This window comes from Bradyrhizobium sp. P2_E8 (genome assembly GCF_056403875.1).
The window spans coordinates 1-807 of record NZ_JBFUES010001727.1; the positions used below are offsets into that span (position 1 = coordinate 1).

The window sequence follows — 807 nt, forward strand, 5'->3', positions numbered from 1 at the left end:
CGTGGCGATCGCGCGTGCGCTGATCGCCTCCCCGCTGATCGTGCTCGCCGACGAGCCGACCGGCGCGCTCGACAGCCGCACCGGCGCCGAGATCCTGGCGCTGTTCGCCGCGCTCAACCGGACCGGCCAGACCATCGTGATGATCACGCATGACCCCGGCATCGCGACGCAGTGCCGGCGCACCATCCGCCTGCACGACGGCGAGCTCGTCAGCGACGAGACGCTGGTTCCGCTGCTGCCGAAACGGAGCGCGGTGTCATGACGATGCTCCAGGGTTTTCAGATCGCCCTGCACGCCCTGCGCCTCAATCCATTGCGCAGCTTCCTCACCATGCTCGGCATCGTGATCGGCGTCGCCTCGATCGTGACGGTGTTTGCGATCGGGTCCGGCGCGCAGCTTCGCCTCCAGGAGCAGATCCGCTCGATCGGCGCCAACGTGCTGATGATCACGCCGGGCGCGGTCTATCAGGGCGGCGTGCGCCTCAAGGACGGCAGCAAGCTGACGATGACCGAGAGCGACGTGCAGGCCATCCTCGAGCAGATTCCGGAGATCCAGGCCGCGGCCGGCTCGATCGCCGGGACGGCGCAGGTCATCCACGAGAGCAAGAACTGGAATACGACCATCAACGGCACCACGACCGGTCACTTCATGGTGCGCGACTGGCAGCTCGCGGCCGGACGTTATTTCTCCGGCACCGAGGAGGCCGGCGCCGGCAAGGTCGTGATCCTCGGCAGCACGGTCGCACGCGAGCTGTTCGCGCCGGGCGACGATCCGATCGGCGCGCAGATCAGGATCATGAAGGTGCCG

1 protein-coding gene and 1 pseudogene are annotated in these 807 nt (G+C 67.8%); both read left to right on the forward strand.

The window, feature by feature from the left end:
• A pseudogene (locus AC1D00_RS43515) lies at positions 1–262 on the forward strand (macrolide ABC transporter ATP-binding protein); the annotation flags it as partial.
• Positions 259–807 (forward strand): ABC transporter permease (locus AC1D00_RS43520; RefSeq protein WP_477014983.1); only part of this gene is annotated, 549 nt, incomplete at its 3' end. The pseudogene AC1D00_RS43515 and the gene AC1D00_RS43520, both read left to right, overlap by 4 nt.